This is a genomic window from Dyella sp., assembly GCF_036568765.1.
Classification (GTDB): Bacteria; Pseudomonadota; Gammaproteobacteria; order Xanthomonadales; family Rhodanobacteraceae; genus GSA-30.
On the sequence record NZ_DATCRY010000314.1, the window covers coordinates 1 to 21,862 of the forward strand.

At 57.2% G+C, this 21,862-nt stretch carries 19 protein-coding genes; 10 read left to right on the top strand and 9 right to left on the bottom strand.

The features are described from left to right. From VIM98_RS19530 to rfbB, 9 genes are all read right to left on the bottom strand, one after another. The coding region (locus tag VIM98_RS19530; protein WP_331994771.1) for a lysylphosphatidylglycerol synthase transmembrane domain-containing protein at positions 1-928 on the bottom strand (928 nt) is incomplete at its 3' end. A 1-nt stretch (position 929) separates the two neighbouring features. Then, positions 930-1,697, bottom strand: a complete 768-nt coding sequence (gene rfbF / locus VIM98_RS19535) for a glucose-1-phosphate cytidylyltransferase (protein ID WP_331994772.1) — start codon at positions 1,695-1,697, stop codon at positions 930-932. Between the two features lie 11 nt (positions 1,698-1,708). Next, positions 1,709-2,668, bottom strand: coding sequence for a glycosyltransferase family 2 protein (locus tag VIM98_RS19540; RefSeq protein WP_331994773.1), 960 nt, complete (start codon positions 2,666-2,668; stop codon positions 1,709-1,711). After that, positions 2,661-3,608, bottom strand: a complete 948-nt coding sequence (locus tag VIM98_RS19545; RefSeq protein ID WP_331994774.1) for an NAD(P)-dependent oxidoreductase — start codon at positions 3,606-3,608, stop codon at positions 2,661-2,663. The genes VIM98_RS19540 and VIM98_RS19545 overlap by 8 nt, the downstream gene beginning before the upstream one ends. After that, the gene (gene rfbG / locus VIM98_RS19550) at positions 3,608-4,708 is read right to left on the bottom strand and encodes a CDP-glucose 4,6-dehydratase (protein ID WP_331994775.1); all 1,101 of its coding nucleotides are present in this window, start codon (positions 4,706-4,708) and stop codon (positions 3,608-3,610) included. Before rfbG ends, VIM98_RS19545 begins: the two co-directional genes overlap by 1 nt. 537 nt (positions 4,709-5,245) lie before the next feature. Further along, a complete protein-coding gene (gene rfbD / locus VIM98_RS19555; protein WP_331994776.1) occupies positions 5,246-6,163 on the bottom strand; it encodes a dTDP-4-dehydrorhamnose reductase in 918 nt (305 codons plus the stop codon). Then, a complete protein-coding gene (rfbC, locus tag VIM98_RS19560; protein WP_331994777.1) occupies positions 6,160-6,717 on the bottom strand; it encodes a dTDP-4-dehydrorhamnose 3,5-epimerase in 558 nt (185 codons plus the stop codon). Before rfbC ends, rfbD begins: the two co-directional genes overlap by 4 nt. 3 nt (positions 6,718-6,720) lie before the next feature. After that, entirely contained in the window at positions 6,721-7,602 is an 882-nt protein-coding gene (gene rfbA, locus VIM98_RS19565) for a glucose-1-phosphate thymidylyltransferase RfbA (RefSeq protein ID WP_331994778.1), read from the bottom strand. After that, complete coding sequence (rfbB, locus tag VIM98_RS19570) at positions 7,599-8,645, bottom strand: dTDP-glucose 4,6-dehydratase (protein WP_331994779.1); 1,047 nt, start codon at positions 8,643-8,645, stop codon at positions 7,599-7,601. Before rfbB ends, rfbA begins: the two co-directional genes overlap by 4 nt. Before the next feature lie 243 nt (positions 8,646-8,888). On the opposite strand from rfbB, the gene VIM98_RS19575 reads away from it, so the two are divergent. From VIM98_RS19575 to VIM98_RS19620, 10 genes are all read left to right on the top strand, one after another. Next, the gene (locus VIM98_RS19575; protein WP_331994780.1) at positions 8,889-10,061 is read left to right on the top strand and encodes a PLP-dependent aspartate aminotransferase family protein; all 1,173 of its coding nucleotides are present in this window, start codon (positions 8,889-8,891) and stop codon (positions 10,059-10,061) included. Between the two features lie 5 nt (positions 10,062-10,066). Then, positions 10,067-11,404: an FkbM family methyltransferase gene (locus VIM98_RS19580; protein WP_331994781.1), complete on the top strand. Its 1,338-nt coding sequence runs from the start codon at positions 10,067-10,069 to the stop codon at positions 11,402-11,404. Between the two features lie 698 nt (positions 11,405-12,102). Further along, complete coding sequence (locus VIM98_RS19585; protein ID WP_331994813.1) at positions 12,103-15,093, top strand: glycosyltransferase; 2,991 nt, start codon at positions 12,103-12,105, stop codon at positions 15,091-15,093. A 58-nt stretch (positions 15,094-15,151) separates the two neighbouring features. After that, positions 15,152-16,186: a GDP-mannose 4,6-dehydratase gene (gene gmd, locus VIM98_RS19590; RefSeq protein ID WP_331994782.1), complete on the top strand. Its 1,035-nt coding sequence runs from the start codon at positions 15,152-15,154 to the stop codon at positions 16,184-16,186. A gap of 1 nt (position 16,187) precedes the next feature. Then, positions 16,188-17,075 carry a GDP-mannose 4,6-dehydratase gene (locus VIM98_RS19595; protein WP_331994783.1) on the top strand — a complete coding sequence of 296 codons (888 nt, stop codon included), beginning with the start codon at positions 16,188-16,190 and terminating at the stop codon, positions 17,073-17,075. Between the two features lie 82 nt (positions 17,076-17,157). Then, the gene (locus VIM98_RS19600; RefSeq protein WP_331994784.1) at positions 17,158-17,958 is read left to right on the top strand and encodes an ABC transporter permease; all 801 of its coding nucleotides are present in this window, start codon (positions 17,158-17,160) and stop codon (positions 17,956-17,958) included. 14 nt (positions 17,959-17,972) lie between these two features. Next, entirely contained in the window at positions 17,973-18,716 is a 744-nt protein-coding gene (locus VIM98_RS19605; RefSeq protein ID WP_331994785.1) for an ABC transporter ATP-binding protein, read from the top strand. 293 nt (positions 18,717-19,009) lie between these two features. Beyond that, a complete protein-coding gene (locus VIM98_RS19610) occupies positions 19,010-20,044 on the top strand; it encodes an FkbM family methyltransferase (RefSeq protein ID WP_331994786.1) in 1,035 nt (344 codons plus the stop codon). A 54-nt stretch (positions 20,045-20,098) separates the two neighbouring features. Then, complete coding sequence (locus VIM98_RS19615) at positions 20,099-20,725, top strand: NeuD/PglB/VioB family sugar acetyltransferase (protein ID WP_331994787.1); 627 nt, start codon at positions 20,099-20,101, stop codon at positions 20,723-20,725. Between the two features lie 17 nt (positions 20,726-20,742). Beyond that, positions 20,743-21,843: a DegT/DnrJ/EryC1/StrS family aminotransferase gene (locus VIM98_RS19620; RefSeq protein ID WP_331994788.1), complete on the top strand. Its 1,101-nt coding sequence runs from the start codon at positions 20,743-20,745 to the stop codon at positions 21,841-21,843. Positions 21,844-21,862 lie beyond the last annotated feature (19 nt).

A 21,862-nucleotide genomic window follows, 5' to 3' on the forward strand; every position in this document is an offset into this window, starting at 1 on the left:
GGACCGCCATGGTCATTGCTTGCGCAGAGGGGCCGCCCATTAAATGGACCGCGGTAAATGCAGCGAGGTGATACGGGCCGACATACCCCGGGGAGGAAGGCGCCAAGGTGGCGATGGTGGCCATCGACATCAGCAGCAAACCGCCTGGTAGGGAAAAAGCCATGCCAGCGCCCTGCATCAGCATCAGGTAGAGCCCTAATTCGCCGGCCCAGGCGATAAAAGAGATGGCGATAGCTGCTACGACGGTGCGGAATCGCGAAATGGACTTTAGAGCTTGCCCAAGTTCGGCGGCTGCTTCAAGAATGTCGCCGATCCTGCCATCTGCTTTGTCCTCCAATTGCCTAGCCAGCGAGCGTATTGCACGTATTACCAGTCCCGTTAGTAGCATGAGGCACAGCAGAGCTGCACAGCCAAGTATCGCGAGTGTCACGACCGCGTCGATAATCGGAGTGGGTAGGGCTCCTTTTGGAAAAAAAGAGGCAGCCAACGCGAGACAGAGCAAAAGTGTCAGAAGGTCAACTAGGCGTTCAAGAACCAGGGTTGCCGTGGCGCTTGTTTTAGTTACGCCAAGCGTGGCAGGAAAAACAAGCGCACGAACGACGTCGCCAACTCGAAAAGGAAGTACGTTGTTGAGAGCAATGGACGCGAGGAATGGGCTGGCGCATGCCCTTAAAGTAACCCGTGGTCCGCATGCCTCGAGCAGCATTCGCCAGCGTGCGATGCGTGCGGTGTATCCAATGGCCAACAAAACGATACCTATAACAAGATAGGGCCAACGGAACTCAGATAAGGCAAGGAGTACTTCATTAAGTTTGATGTTGCGAAAAACGAAGTACAAGCATCCTGCAGATAAGATGCAGCCCACGACAAGGCGAAGGCTACCCTTGTTTTTTTTTGTTGCAATCTCAGTAGATGGTTCGTTGAGCATATCAAGCCTTCCAGGGCGCGTTTCCCGTGTCCCACAATGCTTGCAGCTCGCGCTTGTCACGAAGCGTGTCGCAAGGTTGCCAAAAACCGTGGTGGCGGAAGGCCATCAGTTGTCCGTCCTTCGCGAGGTTCGTCAGCGGCGCTCGCTCAAATGAAGTTTCGTCTCCTTCAATGTAGTCGAGAGCAGCGGGCTCCAGGATAAAAAAGCCGCCATTTATCCAGCCAATTTCATCCTGAGGCTTTTCTTCGAAGCTGGTGACGTTGGACTCGCTTCCGATGTTCAGTACACCGAACCGGCCAGGAGGCTGTACGGCAGCAACGGTGGCAAGCTTGCCATGACTGCCATGGAAGGCTATTTCGCTGGAGATATCGATATCGGACAGGCCATCGCCATAAGTCAAGCAGAAGGTTGCATCACCTAGGTGCTGGCGCACGCGCTTAACTCGACCGCCGGTCATAGTGTCTTGCCCGGTGTCGATTAGCATAATGTTCCAATCTTCTGCCTGCGAATTAAGCACCGAAGCTTCGCCAGTATGCAAATTAATTTCCAGGTCGGCGGTGTGACGGTAGTAGTTGAAAAAGTATTCCTTGATAACGTAGCCCTTATAACCCAGGCAGATCACGAACTCTTTGATGCCGTGCCTCGCATAATTTTTCATGATATGCCAAAGGAGAGGGCGGCCGCCGATCTCTACCATTGGCTTGGGTTTGTAATCGGACTCTTCCGCGATGCGCGTGCCGAGACCGCCTGCAAGGATGACTGCCTTCATATTTGGGCTACTCAGAGTTTAATGTCTTCAGGTTCCAGGTTTATTGCGTCCTGGATAATGGCAATTGGCTCTCTACGCAAAATGCGATAGATGCGTAACAAGTATTCGCCGAGAATGCCCAGCAGCAATGACTGGAATCCAATCCCGAACAAGATCAGGATGTGCAAGCTGGCGATTCCGCGCGGAAAGTCTGGGAACAGCAGTTTTAGTATCAGATAGTAGACAGTGCCTAGTGCCGACAGCGAAAGAATGACAGTGCCAGCCACTGTCGCCAGACGTAGCGGCACCAGTGAGTGATTGAATACCCCGGTTAGTCCGAGGCGTATGAGCTGGCCCACATTGAATTTGCTGACACCCGCCGTGCGGGCAGAGCGGTCGTAAGTAATGCCAATTTGTCGAAAGCCCAGGCCGGCAATGAGGCCGCGCAGATAGGGTTCGGCGGAACGCTGGTTAGCTAAAGCGTCGATAACCTTTCGATCGACCAGTCGGAAGTCGCCGGCATTGCGTGGTATAGGGTGCTCACTAATCCTATCGATCATCCAATAACCGATTTTACGGAAGCTATGGATTAGCCTCCCTTCTGGCCTTGCGCGGCGGATCCCGTACACGACATGGTAGCCTTTCCGCCAGAGCGCAAGAAATTCTCGCAAAAGCTCGGGTGGGTCCTGTAAGTCGGCGTCGATCTGCATGACGGCATCGCCGCGGGTGTGCAGATAGTTGGCCAGAATCGATCGCTGGAAACCAAAGTTTTTCGAAAAGCGGAGGGCGCGGATGCGGCTGTCTTTCGCCGCCAAGTTGCGTAGCATGGTCCAAGTGTTATCGGTGGAGCTATTATCGGTAAAGACAAATTCGAAATGACATTCGTCCACCATGTCTGATGCAAGGGTATGCAGGCGCGAATAAAGCACCGCGATGTTACCCTCCTCGTTGTAGACAGGGATGGCGATGGAGACGAGAGGTAGGTCAATCATGGGCGAATGCGCTCTTTGCCGATAGCAGTTCGGCGACGGCTTGTTCGATCGCTGCGTTGAACGAATACTCTGGATGCCATCCCGTATACGATGCAAAAGTCTGTGGATCGCCTACAACGCGCGGAAGATCGTCGGCGCGTAGCGGAAGTTCTCCGAAGCGAAGCAGAGAAGCGGGCATGCTCATGGCGGTCACGACTTGGCTGGCGAACTCGCGTACCGAATGTCCTCGCCCCGTACATAAATTATAGTGGCCGGAAGGAAGCTGGTCGGCCAATGCTGCATCTACCGCCGTGAGTACTGCGCGGCAAGCGTCATCGACGTGTATGAAGTCTCGCACTTGGTTTCCTGCCGACAGCGGTACAGCTTCGCCGGCGCGTAAGGCATCGTATAGTGACGGCAGCAGACGGTGCGAAGCCTCACCTGGGCCAATTACATTAAATGTCCTGAGATTAACCGTAGTTATGTTCAGAGCGACGCCCGCTGCGACTGCCGCCAATGCGCCAGCGGCTTTCGTCGCACCATAGATCTTTTGAGTTTCAAGACTACTGTCTTCGGCGATAAGATCGCTGTCGCATCGTGCGTATTCGGAGCTACTTCCCATCATTACAACTGCTTTCATGCCGAAGTCATCAGCCAGAAACACCAGATCGCTGGGCAGTGCTGCGTTAATCTCGTTTAGCTTGCGAGGATCCCGATCGCCTGGATTGACGCCTGCGGCTGCTAGATGCACGATAGCGTCGCAGTTGTCGGTTGCCGACAACACTGCTCGGATGGCTTCTGATCGAAGTGCAGGCACGATCCGATGGTCGACGTTAGACATCCAAGTTGATCGCAGTGGCGATCTCCCTAATGAGATCACTTCGATGCCTGCCTTGTTCAGGTGCGATAGCAGTCGCACGCCAATAAACCCTGTCCCACCGGTGAGCAAGATCCTGGTCATCAGTATTGGGTTGCAGGGGGAGAGAGTTTGGAGCGCCAGTCGGATATCTGCTCGATCGTGAGTTCGAGCGCGCTTCTTTGCCCGCTGTGGAAGTCGCGATACCACAACGCCGTCTGCTCGATGGTACCTTCGACACTCCATGCGGGCTGCCAGCCAAGTACATCGCGCGCTAACGTGCTATCCAGCGCTAGCAGCTTGGCTTCCTTGTCGGGTGCTTCGAGGTAGCGTAGGTCGGGTCGAGCCCAATTGGCGGACAATGCTTCAAGCACTGTTCGCACGGTAAGCCCTCGACCGTCTGCTGGGCCAAAATTCCAGCTTCGAGCAGCGACTGCTGGATCGTCGATCAGGCGGGCAGCTAGCATCAGGTAACCCTGGACAAGCGCCAGGACATGTTGCCACGGTCGTGTGGCTTCCGGGTAACGTAAGGTAATGGGCTCATTACTGGTAACGGCGCGCACGAAATCGGGGATTAGACGGTCCTCGGACCAGTCGCCTCCACCAATGATATTGCCACCGCGCGCTGTCGCGATCGGTAGCGGGCGGCCATCGCTAGTTTCGAAAGCGTACTGATAGCTCTGGATTACCATCTCAGCAGCTGACTTGGATGCGCTATACGGGTCTTTGCCGCCAATACGATCGTTTTCTCGATACGGCCAGGGCCACTCCATGTTCTCGTATACTTTATCCGTGGTAACGCAGACGATGGCTTTTATGCCGGCAATGCGTCGGCTAGCCTCAAGTACATTCAGTGTGCCCATGACGTTTGCGTTGAACGTCTTGTGCGGTTCACGGTAGCTGCGACGGACTAGCGGCTGAGCTGCAAGATGCAACACTACTTCTGGCGAAAAGGTATCGATTGCCTTGCTTAAGGTATCTGGGTCGCAGATATCGCCGACGATCGATTGTATCTCTCGCTCTAGTCCCAGCTCGCCCCAAAGATTGGGTGTCGTTTCTGGGGCCAGGGAATATCCGCATACTTTCGCCCCAATACTGTTCAGCCAAGCTGCCGCCCAGCTTCCGGTAAAGCCGGTGTGCCCCGTGAGGAAAACGCGCTTGCCGCTCAGCACGGCTTCAAAGGGGAGGAGTTCCGAGAAGTGCATCTGTCGTTCCCTATAAGCCTTTTGTGTCCCGGCGACGGCTTAGTCCGTTGCCCAGAAAATAGTGCCTAGCAGACGCCTGCTCCCCGCTGGCGCCCCAGTCAGCGACCCTTTTCGATAAGAGTCCAATGGGCGGCGTGCGCGGTCTTGGAGCTCGACGTTAGGCCACCTTTTAGCCGCCGAATGGTATCAAAAGCAGGTAGCTATGTCGCATTCGGTGCCAGCATGCTGACAATTTGACCAATTGGACTTTCGTAGGTGCAAAGACGAGTGCGTTTTTCAACCGGGGGCGACGCGGCTATGACGACATCAAATTCACTCCACGGTTCGAAGCGGGCGTTCTCCTCCGGGCCTGTGCCATGTTGAGCAGGGGGGGCGTCGTGCTTCGGGGATGTCCAGGAATGGGTTGTCGGCTGGGGCAGCCCAAGGGGTTGGGAACTAGGCCCCGATTCCACCTCCGGTGCAGCCGCCTTGGGGATAATCGCCCGGTCGGATTGATGATTTGTCCCTGGCTATAGAGCTCTTGAGCGCCGGCCGACCCTAGCACTGCCGAGCTGACGACTTCCAAAAGTTGGCGATCTCCGCCAGACCCTCAGTCCAGTGTTGCGGAGTCACGTTAAATGTTTCGCGTATCCGTGTATTGTCGAGTACCGACCATGCGGGACGGCGTGCTGGCGTAGGATAGTCTTTCGTAGAGATGGCATGAAGCTGTGGCGACGAGGTCAGTCGACCATGTCTGAGCGCGATCTGAAAAATGGCGGATGCAAAGCCGTACCAGGTAGTTTGGCCGCTGGCGGTCAAGTGATAAATGCCGGAGAGCGCTTGCCGGTCAGCTAATGAGACGCTCAGCCAACGTCGGCACACATCAGCCGTGGTACGGGCAATAAAAATCGCGCTGGTTGGCGCACCCGTCTGGTCGTCCACAATGGACAGTTCGGATCGTTGCTCGCCAAGACGAAGCATGGTGTTGAGGAAATTGCGGCCCTGAGCGTCGTAGACCCACGATGTACGCAAGATGAGGTGATTGCAGCCGCTCTCGCCAAGTGCGATTTCTCCATCGCGCTTGGTTGAACCATACACCCCGAGTGGATGTGCAGGATCGGTTTCGCGATAGGGGCGCGAGGCTGTGCCGTCGAAAACGTAATCTGTCGAATAGTGGACGACGCCAGCCCCATGGGCACATGCCCAACGTCCAAGAATTGCGGGTAGCCGCGTGTTAATGGCGGCTGCGCTGTCCAGCTCGAATTCGGCACGATCCACCTGTGTGTAGGCGGCAGCGTTGAAGATCAAATCTGGCCGGGTGTCATCAAGAGCCCTCAGTAGCGCCTCTTCCTTGGCTAAATCGCAAGGACGGTCGCCGCTGTCACGCGAAGACGTGATAACACGGCCAAGTCCAGACAGGGCAGCCCGCAATGCGTGCCCGACCTGACCATTCGCGCCGAGCAGCAGCAGGTTCATGATCGTCGCGCCGGCAGTCGGTCGCGCGGTACATCGTCAAGAAACGGCGCCTTTGCATCTTTGGGCGACAAGTCCGGTTGGCTGACTGGCCAATCGATGGCGAGTGTCGCATCGTTCCAGCGGATGCCAGCATCGGATTGTGGATCGTAGAGCGCCGTACATTGATACATGAATAGTGCGTAGTCGGAGAGTACGCAGAATCCGTGCGCATAACCCTCCGGAATCCAGAGGTGGCGCTTGTTGTCGGCCGAAAGTATGCAAGCAAAGGATTGGCGATAAGTCGGCGATTCGGGGCAGATGTCGACTGCGACATCATAAACCTCGCCTTCAAGCACGCTTACCAGTTTTCCCTGCGGGTTCGTCCACTGGTAATGCAGGCCGCGCAATACGCCGCATGCCGAACGCGATACATTGGTCTGAACGAACCGAGCATCGATGCCGGCTTCGGCAAATCGAGCCTGATGAAAGCTTTCGTAGAAGAAGCCTCGCGCGTCACCATGTACTACGGGCTCGACCAGTCGTACGCCAGGCAAGGAAGTGTCAGTTACTTTCATGTATCAGCGCCCTTCGCGCGCGAGTCGCTGCAGATATTGACCATAGCCAACCTTAAGTAGTGGCGCGGCCAGCTTGGCCAGTTGCTCAGTGTCGATCCAGCCGTTTAGGTAAGCGATCTCCTCCGGGCAGGATATCTTCAGGCCTTGCCGGTTCTCGATGGTCTGGATGAAATTGCCGGCTTCCATGAGCGACTCGTGCGTTCCGGTGTCCAGCCAGGCGTAGCCCCGCCCCAGTTGCTCGAGATGGAGCTGGCAGTCGTTGAGGTAGCGCCGATTCAGGTCGGTAATCTCCAGTTCGCCACGATGCGATGGCTTGAGCTCCGCGGCGTAATCCGACGCATGGCCATCGTAAAAATACAGGCCGGTGATCGCGTAGTTGGACAAGGGCTTTGCAGGCTTTTCCTCGATACTGACCACTTTGCCGCCGACGTCCACTTCGGCAACGCCATAGCGCTCCGGATCCCTGACCCAATAGCCGAAGACCGTTGCGCCGCTTGTTCGCGCATGTGCGCGACGCATACGCTCAGTGAGTCCCTCGCCGTAGAAGATGTTATCGCCCAACACCAAGCAGCTGGGCGAGCCGCCGATGAAGTCACGACCGATGAGAAAGGCCTGCGCCAGGCCATCCGGAGAGGGCTGCGTAGCGTAGCGGATGTTCAACCCCCACTGCTCTCCATCGCCCAGCAATCGCTGGAACATGGGCTGCTCATGCGGCGTGTTGATGACAAGGATGTCGCGTATGCCGGCGAGCATAAGCGTGCCCAGCGGGTAGTAGATCATTGGCTTGTCGTACACGGGGAGCAACTGTTTGCTCACACCCTGGGTAATCGGGTACAGCCGCGTGCCCGAGCCGCCGGCCAGGATGATGCCTTTGCGGGAGGTCATACGCCCAATCTCTCCATGCGATAACTGCCATCGAGGATGGCATCGACCCATGATGGATGGGCCAGGTACCAGTCGACCGTACGTGCCATACCATCTTCGAAACCGTGACGCGGCTTCCAACCCAGTTCGCTTTTCAGCTTGGTTGCGTCGATGGCATACCGCCGGTCGTGCCCGGGGCGATCTTTGACGAACCGGATCTGCGCCTCATATGAGGCACCGCCACGCGGCCGCCGCTCGTCGAGCAGGCGGCAGAGCGTACGCACGACATCGATATTGGTCCGCTCGGCGTCGCCGCCGATATTGTAAGTTTCGCCGCATCGTCCCTTGAACAAGGCGGCGTCGATAGCCTCGCAATGGTCCTCGACGAACAACCAATCGCGGATGTTCATGCCATCGCCATAGACAGGCAGTTCCTCGCCACGGAGCGCCTTCTGTATCGTCAGGGGGATCAGCTTTTCAGGAAACTGGAACGGACCATAATTGTTGGAGCAATTGGTCGTGACAGTCGGCAGGCCATAGGTATGGTGGAACGCTCGGACCAGGTGGTCAGACGCTGCTTTCGAGGCGGAGTACGGCGAGTTCGGGGCGTAGGGCGTCATTTCCTGGAACTTCCCTTCCGTGCCGAGCGAGCCGAACACCTCATCGGTTGAAACATGCAGGAAGCGGAACTGGCCGGCTTGTGCCTCCGGAAGGCTGCGCCAGTAGTCCCGTGCGCATTCGAGCAGGGCCAGCGTTCCCACTACATTCGTTTCGACGAAGGCCGCTGGCCCGTCGATGGACCGGTCCACATGCGACTCGGCAGCGAAGTTCACGATGGCGTGGGGCCGGTAAGTGGCCAGTAGATTCGAGACGCAAGCCCGGTCGCCGATATCGCCCTGGACAAAATGGTGATTTGGAGACTGCTTGACCGCGGCTAGCGTGGCTAGATTGCCAGCGTAGGTCAGCTTGTCCAGGTTGATGACATCGTGACCTGCCGCGATGGCGCGAAGGACGAAGTTGCCGCCGATAAAGCCGGCGCCGCCGGTGACGAGAAGTAAAGGCATGTGCTCGCTTGAGTGGCGCCGCGCTGGAGCGGCGGAAATCCAGACTTGGAAGTCCGATTATGCGCGATGCCCGGTATCATGGCGCACCTTGAAAATGTAACCGGCGCGGCCGCGCTAGGTTCGGGGGGTACGTGAACAATTCTTCAGAATCCGTTCGGCCGACCACGTCGGCGGGCGCTAAGATATGTCCCTTTAGCGGCGCGGGATGCGCTGCCCGTCAATCCGGGTTTTCGAGGTAATTGCATGAAAGTAAAAGGGAAAAAGGAAAGTTTCGGCCTTGGAACAAGGGCGATTCATGCCGGCCAGCATCCCGACCCCTCAACGGGCGCGATCATGACGCCCATCTATGCGACCTCGACGTACGTCCAGGAAAGCCCTGGCAGCCACAAGGGCTATGAATATTCCCGGACCCAGAATCCGACACGCATGGCCTATGAGCGTTGCGTGGCAGATCTCGAGGGGGGCAGCGCCGGTTTCGCCTTCGGTTCGGGTCTGGCAGGGGCGGCTACGATACTTGACCTGCTCGACAGCGGCAGTCACGTCATTGCCATGGACGATCTTTATGGGGGCACCTATCGCCTCTTTGAGCGCGTTCGTCGCCGTTCGGCTGGCCTGGATTTCAGTTTTGTCGACCTTAACGACCCGGCTGCCCTGAAGGCTGCTTTGAAGCCGACCACGCGGATGATCTGGGCTGAGACGCCGACCAATCCGATGCTTAAGCTAGTCGACCTGACCAAAGTGGCGGCTTTTGCCAAGAAACATGGGTTGATCCTGGTAGTCGACAACACGTTCTGCTCGCCGATCCTGCAGCGGCCGATCGAATACGGTGCCGATCTGGTGCTGCATTCAGCCACCAAATATCTCAACGGCCATTCCGATATGGTCGGCGGTATCGTCGTGGCAGCCAACGCCGAGATGGCCGAGCGCATGGCGTTTCTGCAGAATTCCGTCGGTGCCGTGTCCGGGCCGTTCGATGCATTTCTGGCGATGCGCGGCCTGAAGACCTTGCATTTGCGTATGCGTGCCCATTGCGAGTCCGCCATGGAACTGGCCAGTTGGCTGGAAAGCCACAAGGCGATCGAGCGGGTGATCTACCCTGGACTCAAGTCGCATCCGCAGCGTGCGCTGGCCAAACGGCAGATGGATGGATTTGGCGGCATCATTTCGGCCGAGGTAAAGGGAGGCGTGAGTGCGGCCCGGCGCATGCTGGAGCGCTGCTCGCTTTTTGCGCTAGCGGAATCGCTCGGAGGGGTCGAGAGCCTCATCGAGCACCCGGCGATCATGACGCACGCATCCATTCCTCCGGCGAACCGCAAACGATTGGGTATTAGCGACGGCTTGATCCGCCTTTCCGTTGGCGTCGAGGATATTGCCGACCTGCGTACCGAGCTTGATCGAGCGCTTTCGGCTCGATGAAGCCCATGGAAGAGCGGAGTGCCCCAGGGACGCAAGCGCAGGCAAGTTTGAGCCGGTTTATTTCCCACGCGCAGAATTTCGAGGACGTGCTTCTGTGGCGCGCCGTCGGCCACGTTGCGTCGGGGTTTTACGTCGATATAGGCGCCCAGGATCCGGTCGTGGATTCGGTGAGCCTGGCATTCCACGAACGGGGATGGCGCGGTGTGCATGTCGAACCCATGCCCAACTACGCTGCCGCACTGCGCGATGCGCGTCCTGGCGATGTCGTCCTGGAAGCGGCCGTCGGTACGGCAACGGGGACGGTGCAATTGCACACCATTCCGAATACCGGGCTAAGTACGCTCGATGACGCCGTTGCGCATCGTCATCGCGAGAATGGATTCGAAGTGCAAGAGCTTCACGTCCCGTCGATCACCCTGGACGCGGTTTTCGCTGCGGCCAGCAGCGACATCCATTGGCTGAAGATCGATGTAGAGGGTGACGAATACGACGTCATTGCCAGCTGGCAGGACGACACGTTTCGGCCCTGGATCATCGCGGTCGAGAGCACGCGGCCCTTGGAGCAAGCCCCCTCTTATGCGGCCTGGGAGCCCATGCTGCTGGCTAAAGGGTACCGGTTCGCATTATTTGATGGGCTCAATCGTTTCTACGTCGCAGCCCAGCATCCCGAGCTGTTCGATGCCTTCATGGCGGGCGCCAATGTGTTTGATGATTTTGCCCTGAGCGGCGACGCCAGCGCACCTTTCTGTGAAGAGCTCAACCGACGAAATGCGGAGCTGCGTAGCGAGGCGGAGCGCCTTCACGGAGAGCTAACAGTGCTACGTGCCGCCTCGGCCGAGCAGCGGCTCGAGTTTGAGCGGCAATTGAACAAGTTACAAAAAGTCAGGCGCGCTTTGGATGTAGAACTCCTGGGGCAGACCCGCGCTGCAGCGGCAGCGCAGGTCCAGGTGAAGACGCTTCGCGCGGAGCTCGATGGTGTCTATACCAGCACATCCTGGCGCGTTACGCGTCCCCTGCGCGGCGCGCGGCGTGCACTTTCGGCAGGGGGAGCGCGGTCGCTTGCAGTGGCGATGGTCCGACCGATCGTGGCGAGGGGCATGAGGTATGCGCTTGCGCGTCCTCAGCTGAAAGCTCGGGTCATGAGCGTGCTTTCGCGGCATCCGGGTGTACTCGTCAGGTTGCAGCGATTTGCCGTTCGCGCGGGATTGGCTTCAAGCATGGGTGCTTTTGAAGTCGCCAAGGGGCGTTCGCTCTCCTCACATATCGCGCAAGGTGCGCTTTCTCTGAAAGCGACGCGCATTTTGCTGGACCTCCAGCGAGTCACCAAGGAAGAGCAAGACTGATGCGTATCGTCCTGGACATGCAGGGGGCGCAGACCGAAAGCCGCTTCCGCGGCATTGGTCGTTATTCGACTGCGTTGGCGCAAGCCATCGTCCGTCAGGCCGGAAGCCATGATGTCTGGTTGGCGGCCAATACCGGCTTCAATGAGGGACTTTCCGGCCTGGAGGCCGCGTTCGCCGATCTGTTGCCGCCGGAGCGTATCTGTCGCTTCGATACCCTGGCGCCGGTCTCATGGATCGATTCGGCCAATGGCTGGCGCCGCGGCGTATCGGAGCGAATGCGTGAGGCATTCGTTCGCGATCTGCAACCGGATGTCGTTCATCTCTCCAGCCTTTTCGAGGGAGCTCAAGATCGCGCCGTCACCTCCGTAGCGGCCGGACCCGGTGATCCTCCCGCAGCCGTTACGCTTTACGATCTCATTCCGCTGCTCAATCCGCAGAGGTACCTCGGCGCAGATTGGGCAAAGGCATGGTACGACTCCAAAATAGAATCGCTAAAACGCGCTGGCGTGTTGCTGTCGATCTCCGAACATGCTCGCAAAGAAGCGATCGATATGCTTGGCATCGCTCCGGATCGCATCGTAAATATCTCCTCGGCGGTTTCCGAGGATTTCAAACTGCTCGAACTTTCCGGGCACGAGAAGGTGCTTGTTCGGAATCGCCTGGGTATCCAGGGTGAGTTTGTCATGTACAGCGGCGCGATGGATCCACGCAAGAATGTGGAGCGGCTGATTGCGGCATATGCCACGCTGTCGAGCGATCTGCAGAATCGCTATCAGCTTGTGATTGCGGGTCGGGTACTTCCTGCCGATCAAGAACGGCTGCTTCGCGCAGCAAGAAAGCACCGCGTTGAAGATCGTATCGTCATGACCGGTTATATATCGGACACGGATCTGATTGCGCTGTATAACTGCTGCTCCTTGTACGTGTTTCCATCGTTGCATGAAGGTTTCGGCTTGCCGGCGCTTGAAGCGATGGCATGCGGTGTGCCGACCATCGGCTCGTCGACGACTAGTGTCCCCGAGGTGATTGGGTGGACCGATGCCATGTTCGATCCAACCAGTGTGGACGAGATCGGCTCGCTGATGAATCGCGCGCTGCGCGATGAGGGTTTTGCAACCAGTTTGCGCGAGCACGCGAAAGTGCAGTCCGGAAAGTTCTCCTGGGATGGAAGCGCAAAGCGGGCGATCGGGGCATTCGAGGCAATGCAGGCCAAAAAGCAGGGACCTTCCCGATCTTGGGCAGCAGTTGCCACCGCTATCGAGGCAAGTTATCAGACGCTGATCGATTCCATAGGGCCTCTGTCCGTTGCCGGCTCCGCGCCTTCACGCACGGACTTGAACGCTGCAGCGAGCGCTATTGCGGAGAACCAGGACGAGGCATTGCATGCAGCGAGAATCTCGTTGGGCACGCCAGCTGTGCTGAAGTGGCGCGTAGAGGGTCCTTTCGATAGCAGCTATAGCCTGGCGCTGGTCAATCGAGAGCTTGCTCTTGCGCTGCATGAGCACGGAAACGAAGTCGCGCTCCACTCGACCGAAGGACCGGGCGACTTCGATGCTAATCCGGCCTTTCTCGCATCGCGGGCTGACGTCGCCGCCTTGCACGCACGCGAGCCCGCCATGCCGGCAGAACAAGCCGATGTCTCCAGTCGCCTGCTGTATCCGCCCCGCGTGGACGATATGCGCTCGCGCTTCAATCTATTGCACGACTATGCGTGGGAGGAATCGGCCTTCCCGCCGGAGTGGGTGGATACATTTAACGCCCATTTGCAGGGAATCTCGGCGCTTTCCGAGCATGTGCGAAAGATATTGCTGGATGCCGGGGTCGCCGTGCCGATCTCGGTAAGCGAGGCCGGTGTCGATCATTGGGAGCGGGTGAAGGCGACACCTGGCTATACACTGGAGGCGAAAGCGTTTCGCTTTCTGCATGTATCGTCTTGTTTTCCGCGCAAGGGAGCGGATGTTCTACTTAAAGCCTACGGCGATGCATTCAGTGCGGCGGACGACGTTTCGCTGATCATCAAGACATTTGCCAATCCGCACAATGAAATCCAAGCGTGGCTCGCCGAGGCACGCGGTGGTCGCAGGGATTTCCCCGATGTAAAGATCATCGAAGAGGATCTGCCTGAGGAAACACTCAAGGCGCTCTACGAACAGTGCCACGCCTTGGTTGCGCCAAGTCGGGCAGAGGGGTTCGGATTGCCGCTGGCCGAAGCCATGATGTCCGGGTTGGCGGTCATTACGACCGCATGGGGCGGTCAGCTTGATTTTTGCAACGAAGACACCGCGTGGCTGGTGGACTATCGCTTCGAAGAGGCGCGGACACATTTTGGTCTGTTCCATTCCGTATGGGCCGAGCCGGATCGCCATGAGCTGGCGAGCACCATGCGAGAAGTTCACGATGCTTCTGCCGAAGTGCGTGCGCAGAAGGTGGCGAGTGCCCAGCAGTTGCTACGCCAGCACTTTAAATGGAGCGATGTAGCCGCGCGCGCCGACAATTTTGTGCGAGGTCTCGCTACAGGGCCAAGAGCGCGTGCGCCCAAGATCGGCTGGGTGACAACCTGGAATACCCGGTGCGGTATTGCCAGCTATTCTGAGCATCTTGTCCGTCGGATGCCCTGCGAGGTGGCGATCTTTGCAGCGAACGCCGCCGATAGGCAGGCGGAGGATGGCCCTGAGGTTCTTCGCTGCTGGAGCTCGTCCGGATCGGAATCGCTGCTTGGATTATCCGCTGCCATCGAGGCGGCAGGCAGCGACGTCGTAGTGGTGCAGTTTCAGTACGGATTTTTCGAATTCGGCCCCCTTGCCGATTTTCTTCACGCGCAAAAGGATGCCGGACGCGTCGTCATCATGATGATGCATGCGACCCAGGATCCGTCTCATGTGCCCGATCGCAAGTTGATTTTGCTCGCCGATGCGTTGGCCAGATGCGACAGGATTCTTGTGCATGGCGTGGGCGACTTGAACAGGTTGAAAGACCTGGGTTTGGTGGACAACGTTGCAATTTTTCCTCATGGCGTTGTCGATGTCCCCGATGGTGCGGGAGGAGGCAAGGAGAGGCCGGGAGCTTCCACACGTCCCTTTGTGCTGGCGTCCTATGGTTTTTTCCTTCCGCACAAGGGGCTCGTGGAGTTGATCGAGGCGACCGGGTTGCTGGTCGCTCGAGGCTTGGACGTCCGCCTCAAGATGATCAATGCCGAATATCCGGTCGGGGAATCCAAAGCCATGATCGATGCTGCGCGCAAGCGCATCGCCGAGCTTGGGTTGCAGGGCAAGGTGGTTCTCCAAACTGACTATTTGAAAGACGAGGAATCGCTACGCCAACTGGACGAAGCCAATTTGATCGTTTTCCCGTATCAGGGTACCGGTGAGTCGTCCAGTGCCGCTGTGCGCTATGGGCTGGCCTCGGGTCGCCCGGTAGCCGTCACCCCGATTGCTATTTTCGATGACGTAGGCGGAGCGGTTCATCGGTTGCCGGGAGTTCGGCCGGAAGAGCTTGCCGATGGCATCGCGAGCTTGATGCAGCCCGCTCTAGCAGCGCGCCGGGCCGAAGTAGAGGCGGCAGCTGCGCGCTGGAGGCGGGCGCACCGTTATTCACGGTTAGGCCTCCGTCTTTACAATACGCTGCTGGGGTTGGTGTCGGTCCGTAGGGCCGTCGATAGCAAAAAAGCTCGTTCCGGCTCGGCGGTATAATCGGTCCCGGTGGACCTCCGTTTCGATTAAAAGACTATAATTTTCAGGAATCGCTTCAATGAAAAAAGCAATTGTCACTGGCATTAGCGGACAGGATGGCGCCTACCTGGCTCAGTTGCTTCTCAGCAAGGGCTATGAGGTTTATGGCACATTTCGCCGCACCAGCTCGGTCAATTTCTGGCGCATTGAAGAACTAGGCATCGAGAACGATCCGAATTTGCACTTGGTGGAGCACGATCTGACCGATCAGGGATCGACCATCAGTCTGGTAAGCCGCGTGCGGCCGGATGAGATTTATAATCTAGCGGCTCAGAGCTTTGTGGGGGTGAGCTTCGATCAGCCGGCGACAACGGCCCACATCACAGGTGTGGGCGCTCTGCATTTGCTGGAAGCTATTCGCCTCGTCGATCCGGCGATTCGCTTCTACCAAGCGTCGACTTCTGAAATGTTCGGCAAGGTCCAGGCGATTCCCCAGACGGAGGATACGCCGTTCTACCCACGCAGCCCCTACGGTGTAGCCAAGCTTTACGCGCATTGGATCACGGTCAATTATCGCGAGAGCTACAATCTCTTCGCCTCCAGCGGGATTCTGTTCAACCACGAAAGCCCTTTGCGTGGCCGTGAGTTCGTGACTCGGAAAATTACCGACTCGGTCGCCAAGATCAAGCTGGGCAAGCTCGACTGTCTTGAGCTTGGCAATATCGATGCGAAACGCGATTGGGGTTTCGCCAAGGAGTACGTCGAAGGGATGTGGCGGATGCTGCAGGCCAACGAATCGGAAACATTCGTTCTTGCCACTAATCGCACCGAGACGGTGCGCGATTTCGTTCGCATGGCATTCAAGGCGATCGGCATCGAACTCGAGTTCTCCGGCAAGGACGAGTCTGAGATTGCGACGGACAAGGCTACCGGCAAGGTGCTGATGCGAGTCAATCCGAAGTTCTACCGTCCGGCGGAAGTCGACCTATTGATCGGTAACGCCGCCAAAGCCAAGGCCAAGCTGGGTTGGGAGCCAAAGACGACGCTCGAAGAGCTTTGCGCAATGATGGTCAAGGCGGATCTTGTTCGTAACGGGCGCGGAGCGTCGTTCTGACATGACGCAGCCGAGCGTCCTGCTGACTGGAGCCCAGGGCTTTACCGGCAAGTACATGGAAGCCGCTCTCGTGGGGGCGGGCTATCGTGTCCATGGTTGGGGCGGAGACGTGTCGGTAGTGGGAGCCAGTCGCGAGTCCGTCGATTTGACGGACCGGCAATCGGTGTATGCGGCCATCGATCGCCTCAGGCCGGATTTGATCGTGCATCTGGCAGCTATCTCGTTTGTCGCTCACGGCGATGCTGCAGCAATTTATAATGTCAATGTCGTTGGGACGCGTAATCTGCTTGAGGCGGTATCGCGTCTCGATCGCTTGCCACAGAAGATACTCCTTGCCAGCAGCGCCAATGTCTATGGCGTGAGGCCGGGAGCAATCGATGAGAATGCGCCCTTCAAGCCACAGAACGACTATGCCGTGAGCAAGGTGGCCATGGAATACATGGCGCGCGTGTGGAGCGACAGGTTGCCGATCGTCACGGTGCGACCGTTCAACTATACCGGCGTCGGGCAGGGGGAAAACTTCCTGCTGCCCAAGATCGTCGGACATTTTCGCCGTGGTGAGCCTGTCCTTGAATTAGGCAACATCGACGTCTGTCGCGATTTCTATGATGTTCGCCATGTAGTCTCGCTGTATATGGGATTGCTCGAAAAGGCCGAGGCGGGGGATGTCTTCAACGTCTGCTCCGGCCAGGAAATCTCTATCCGCGAAATCATCGGCTTTATGGAGCGGATCGCGGGCAGGGTCATTGAAGTAAGGACGAATCCCGCATTCGTGCGCCCAAATGAGGTCACGCATCTGCGGGGGGATCCATCCCGTATCGAGCGACTGTTGGGGCCGTTGCCTGATTATTCGATCAGGGAGACCCTGCAATGGATGTTCGAGACGTAAGCGTTTTTTTGAGTTACGGCGCTAGAGCCAGGCGGGCACCCGATCATGTGCCAAAGCTATCCGATTTGAATTGGTAATTTCGATGCAGAAGAGCCCGACATTTGTTGCGATCAGGGATATTGCCGCTGCAGCGCGGCGCTACTCCCTGGTGGGCATGCTCGGTTGGCAAGACGTACGCCAACGTTATCGTCGTTCGGCGTTGGGGCCTTTCTGGCTGACCATCAGCATGGGCGTCATGATCGGCACGATTGGCGTCGTGTTTGGGCAGATATTTCAGACTGCGATGAAGGAATATCTGCCATTTCTGGCGGCGGGCATGATCCTGTGGAACTTCATGTCGGTGGTGGTCATGGAGGGGTGTACCGGCTTTATCGCTGCCGAGGGCATCATCAAACAACTGCCGATTCCACTGTTTGTCCACATTCTGCGAATGATGTGGCGGAATGTGCTGATTCTCCTGCACAACATCGTCATTTTCCCGTTGGTACTCTTGGCGGTCGGACGGCCTTTGGGCTGGGAGGCGCTAATTGCGATTCCCGGCTTTGTGTTGCTGGCCATCAACCTCGCCTGGGGCGCGCTGCTGCTGGGCGTTCTTTGTGCACGTTATCGTGATTTGCCGCAGATCGTCGGCAGCGCGCTGCAGGTGGTTTATTACCTTACACCGATCATGTGGATGCCGGGCCATCTGTCGCAACGCGCAGGTGCCTATCTCGTCGATTTCAACCCGATTTACCACTTGATCTCTATCGTGCGTTCGCCTCTTCTGAATGCCATGCCAACCGCTACTGACTGGTGGGTTTCATTGGCATTGGCCGTCTTGGGCTGGTTCGTGGCAATCGCGCTCTATGGCCGCTACAAGCGCCGCATTGCGTACTGGCTCTGAGGGTTCTGACAATTATGGCAATCATTGAATTCAACGACGTTACCGTAGATTTTCCGATCTACAATGCCAGCGGACGCTCGCTGAAGAAGCGGCTCATGAGCGTCGCTACGGGCGGCCAGCTTGGCGAAGATCAACAAGGGCGAGTCATTGTTCGCGCGCTGGAGGGGCTGACATTCAAGCTCAGTGACGGCGACCGCGTTGGACTGCTCGGTCACAACGGTGCGGGCAAGAGCACATTGTTGCGTTTGCTCAGTGGCGTCTACGCGCCAACGGCAGGAACCACACGCATTGAGGGCGATGTCGGTTCGTTGCTCGATATTTCGCTCGGTATCGATCATGAAGCCACAGGGCGCGAAAACATATTCATACGCGGCGGCTTGCTTGGAATGACGCGCGCCGAAGTCACGCGGCAGATCGAAAGCATTATCGAGTTCTCCGAATTGGGGGACTTTGTCGATATGCCTGTGCGTACTTATTCGACCGGCATGCATTTGCGTCTGGCATTCGCGGTGTCGACGGTAGTCCGTCCAGAGATCCTCCTGATGGATGAATGGTTGTCGGTGGGTGACGAGAATTTCAAGCACAAAGCAGAGGCTCGTATGGCTGAAGTGGTGCAGTCCACTCATATCCTGGTCATCGCAAGCCACTCGCGTGAGCTGATTATGCACACATGCAATCGAGTTCTCTGGCTGGAGCATGGGCGTATACGCATGGATGGCGCACCGAGCGATGTCGTGTCAGCGTATTTCGGCGGATGAAGAACGCTATGGAACATATATACAGGCGACAAGCGGATATCGATGTTGCTACTAGGTCGGCGAAGAGCTCGCCGCATCGGTTCGATTCCCCGCCAAGTAACCAGCAGGTTTTAGAGCCGCAGCAGGCAGCGCCGCAGCCTCCAAGTGGGTGGCGGCGCAGTGTGCGTGGTATGGCTAGACGTCTGTACAGGATCATGCTTCCGTTTGTGAGGCCATTAGCTTTTCGCGCACGGCGTTATTTGAGCGAGGAAGTACGACAGGAGATTGGGAGTCTTCGTGCGGACATTATTGCTGTGCAAGAGCAGGCCTATCAGCGATCGCTACAAAGCCATACATGGGCATACGAGCAACAACTAAAACTGACGGTGAGTATCATTCAGGAAGTGCAATCGTTGCGGCTTTGCTACATATCCCAACGAAGCGATATGCCTGGCCAGAAGTTTGACCAACTTATCGAACGTTTCATGCCATGGGACGATCTTGCTGCCCGTCTAGACCGGCTCGAATCTCACGCTCTTGTGTCGAAACACCGTTTCGCGGTGCCTTGCGGCGATGGTGCGACGCTTGTTGCTACGAACGTGGGATACGTTCTCTGTGCTGCAGACGACGCGCCGATGATCGCCAGTCTGATTGAGCTAGGTGATATTGAGCGCGGCACTCGCCTTTTCATTCAGTCTGCCGTCAAGCAAGGAGATGCTTTTATCGATATCGGGGCGCATGTCGGTATGCATTCTTTGGCGGCCGCGAGGGCGATGGGGGGGCTAGGCCACGTCTATGCGTTTGAAGCTTATGGCCCGACAGCAAAACTGCTTGAGCGCTCCGTCTGGACTAACGGCTATGCTTCCATGGTGAGTGTGCATCATCAGGCTATAGGGCGGGAATCGGCGAGTCGTACTCTTTATCTTGGGAAGATCAGTGGCCATCATTCGCTGTTTCCGCTGGATGCAAGTCATGTTGGAGACAAGGAGCCCGTTCGGGTAGATACAGTGCGATTGGATGAGGTTGTTCCTCATTCTGCACCCGTGGCGCTCATGAAAATCGATGTCGAAGGCGCTGAGCTCGATGTTCTTGCTGGCGCAAGGTCGTTGATCGAGGCTCATCCAAATATGGGCATTATCGTGGAATACGGTCCTTCACATTTGAGCCGCAGCGGTCATTCTCGAGACGAATGGTTCGGAGCATTTGCGTCCCTGAATATGGAGTATCGGGTCATCGATCCTGAAACTGGTGTGTTGCTTTTAGTGAGCTGCAACGAACTTGATCGCTTCGAGTCAACCAATCTCCTGTTTGCTCGGCGAGATTCGAGTCGGTGGTTCAGTAAGCCATAGGCGTTTCCAAGAGGACTGAAAGCTTGCTATTTTTCGTGTCTGGTGGGGTTTGACGTGAAGCAATCGATTGTTGTCATAGGTGCCGGAGGACACGCGAAGGTGTGTATCGACCTCTTGCGCGCCATGGGCGAGTCGGTAGCATTTTGTGTCGGTGAGTCCGCAGATGGGCGATGCCTGGGGGTGCCAGTCCTCGAGGGCGATGAATCGATCGCAAACCTCTATGAAGAAGGCTATCGTCGGGCCTTCGTAGCCGTAGGATCCAATACCGTGCGCTTTCGACTCGGCGCAGCCGTGGTAGCGCAGGGTTATGAGTTAGTCAATGCTATCAGCCCGCATGCCGTGCTATCGCCGAGCGTCCGCATAGGGCGTGGTGTGGCGGTCATGGCCGGCGTAGTCGTTAATGCCGACAGCGAGGTCGGTGATCTGGCCATCATCAATACAGGAGCGACGGTTGACCACGACTGCCGTATTTCCGAGGGGGTTCATATTGCGCCGCAATGTGCGATCGCCGGGACGGTGGCTATAGGAAGGATGTCGTTTCTAGGGATAGGTACCAAAGTTATCCCCGGCGTCGGCATAGGAACGAATGTAATCGTCGGTGCTGGCGGGGTCGTTACTGGAGATATCCAGGATGGCGTCACGGCAGTTGGCGTGCCAGCACGTATCATTAAATATAAGTAAGGGTAAGAGAGTTCAATATGAAGCGTATATCCGTTGCACAGCCTAGGCTCGCCGGTAACGAGCGTGACTATGTACTCGATTGCCTCGACACAAGCTGGATTTCGTCGGTAGGTAAGTACATCGGCGCATTTGAGCAGGCGTTCGCCGAGTTTTGCTCGGTGAAACACGCTATCGCCACCAACAATGGTACGACCGCGTTGCATCTGGCATTGGTGGCGATGGGTCTCCAGCCGGGAGAGGAGGTCATCGTACCCACAGTGACATACATCGCAACAGCCAATGCAGTACGTTATTGCGGTGCGATACCCGTGCTAGTCGATGTTTGCGAAGGTACGATGAATATCGATCCTGCCGACATCGAGCGAAAGATCACGCCGAAGACGCGAGGCATTATTCCGGTTCATCTCTATGGTCACCCAGCGGATATGGGGGCGATCAGCGAGCTGGCTCACAAACACGGTTTGTGGGTTCTTGAAGATGCTGCCGAGGCACACGGTGCTGAGTATCAGGGTAAGCGTGTCGGTGGTCTCGGTACGTGCGCCACGTTCAGCTTTTTTGGCAACAAGATCATCACCACAGGTGAGGGTGGCATGATCACCACGGACGATGACGATCTTGCCGCACGGCTCCGACTTCTCCGCGGGCAAGGCATGGACCCGAAGCGTCGGTACTGGTTCCCGGTTATCGGTTACAACTATCGCATGACGAATATCCAGGCTGCCATTGGTCTCGCGCAATTGGAAAACGTAGATGCAGCCTTATTCGAACGTGAGCGTCTCGCTCGCTGGTATGACGAGGCATTAAAGGATTTGCGTGATCGATTGGTGTTGCCTGCGGAAGCGGCGTGGGCTAAACAGGTCTATTGGATGTACAACATCTTCTTGAGAGATGAGGGTGAAGAGCGACGAGATGCGGTCATGGCCAAACTCGACAGCCTCGGCATCGAAACGCGCCCGGTCTTTTACCCGATGCACGTCATGCCGCCCTATGCGGAGAATACGAGCTATCCAGTGGCGGATACTTGGGCGGCGAGAGGTATCAATCTTCCTACGCATCAGGACGTTACTCAGGAAGATGTCGCGCATATAGCGGCCGCGCTGGCCGAGAGCTTGACCTGATGAGAATTGCGTTATGCTC

Bases quoted from the DNA above. Each gene is read 5' to 3' on its own strand.
- gmd (WP_331994782.1), top strand. From the start codon at position 15,152: ATGAAAAAAGCAATTGTCACTGGCATTAGCGGACAGGATGGCGCCTAC.
- VIM98_RS19595 (WP_331994783.1), top strand. From the start codon at position 16,188: ATGACGCAGCCGAGCGTCCTGCTGACTGGAGCCCAGGGCTTTACCGGC.
- rfbC (WP_331994777.1), bottom strand. From the start codon at position 6,717: ATGAAAGTAACTGACACTTCCTTGCCTGGCGTACGACTGGTCGAGCCC.
- VIM98_RS19575 (WP_331994780.1), top strand. From the start codon at position 8,889: ATGAAAGTAAAAGGGAAAAAGGAAAGTTTCGGCCTTGGAACAAGGGCG.
- VIM98_RS19600 (WP_331994784.1), top strand. From the start codon at position 17,158: ATGCAGAAGAGCCCGACATTTGTTGCGATCAGGGATATTGCCGCTGCA.
- VIM98_RS19580 (WP_331994781.1), top strand. From the start codon at position 10,067: ATGGAAGAGCGGAGTGCCCCAGGGACGCAAGCGCAGGCAAGTTTGAGC.
- VIM98_RS19605 (WP_331994785.1), top strand. From the start codon at position 17,973: ATGGCAATCATTGAATTCAACGACGTTACCGTAGATTTTCCGATCTAC.
- VIM98_RS19545 (WP_331994774.1), bottom strand. From the start codon at position 3,608: ATGACCAGGATCTTGCTCACCGGTGGGACAGGGTTTATTGGCGTGCGA.
- rfbA (WP_331994778.1), bottom strand. From the start codon at position 7,602: ATGACCTCCCGCAAAGGCATCATCCTGGCCGGCGGCTCGGGCACGCGG.
- rfbB (WP_331994779.1), bottom strand. From the start codon at position 8,645: ATGCCTTTACTTCTCGTCACCGGCGGCGCCGGCTTTATCGGCGGCAAC.
- rfbF (WP_331994772.1), bottom strand. From the start codon at position 1,697: ATGAAGGCAGTCATCCTTGCAGGCGGTCTCGGCACGCGCATCGCGGAA.
- rfbG (WP_331994775.1), bottom strand. From the start codon at position 4,708: ATGCACTTCTCGGAACTCCTCCCCTTTGAAGCCGTGCTGAGCGGCAAG.
- VIM98_RS19540 (WP_331994773.1), bottom strand. From the start codon at position 2,668: ATGATTGACCTACCTCTCGTCTCCATCGCCATCCCTGTCTACAACGAG.
- VIM98_RS19585 (WP_331994813.1), top strand. From the start codon at position 12,103: ATGGATCCACGCAAGAATGTGGAGCGGCTGATTGCGGCATATGCCACG.
- VIM98_RS19620 (WP_331994788.1), top strand. From the start codon at position 20,743: ATGAAGCGTATATCCGTTGCACAGCCTAGGCTCGCCGGTAACGAGCGT.
- rfbD (WP_331994776.1), bottom strand. From the start codon at position 6,163: ATGAACCTGCTGCTGCTCGGCGCGAATGGTCAGGTCGGGCACGCATTG.